Annotated in this window: 1 protein-coding gene; it reads right to left on the bottom strand. The window is 52.3% G+C overall.

Annotated features, from left to right (window positions below):
• Positions 1-180: 180 nt before the first annotated feature.
• Positions 181-549 (bottom strand): transposase (locus tag BLW97_RS18375; RefSeq protein WP_207650661.1); only part of this gene is annotated, 369 nt, incomplete at its 5' end.

The following is a 549-nucleotide window of genomic DNA, read 5'->3' on the forward strand; positions in this document are numbered from 1 at the left end:
GGGTGGAGGTGGCTGGTTATACCCTGGATGTCCATATCGGCCGTAGGGGCCATAAGCACAGCCTGAGAGCGCCAAAATACCCAAGGTAACTGCAGCGATTTTTCTAGTTGAAATAGGCATAGCTTATTCTCCCGTGTTTTTACTATCCATAGATATGGGGCGTCATGCGGAATTTATCAACTAGTGTAGTGTTGCATTCTGTTTGCTGCTTAAGTGGCTGTTGGCGCGAATGAGCTTTTGTAGGATGTCGCGGGCGGTTTTGGTCCAGATGAAGGGTTTGGGATGGGTGTTGTGGTGGTCGATGTACCCCTCAATGGCCTGGATGAGTTCAGGCACACTGGTGAACACCCCACGACGTAACCGCTGGGTCGTCATATCCCGAAAGAAACGCTCGACCACGTTGAGCCAGGATGCCGAAGTGGGCGTAAAGTGCATGTGAATACGCGGGTGCTTGTCGAGCCACGCCTGTACTACCGGGTGTTTATGGGTCGCATAGTTGTCGGCGATCAGATGCAGAGCCTTGTCCTTGGGCGTCTGCCGATCAATTTT

Origin of the sequence: Acidithiobacillus albertensis, from assembly GCF_001931655.1 — a bacterium.
Classification (GTDB): Bacteria; Pseudomonadota; Gammaproteobacteria; order Acidithiobacillales; family Acidithiobacillaceae; genus Acidithiobacillus; species Acidithiobacillus thiooxidans.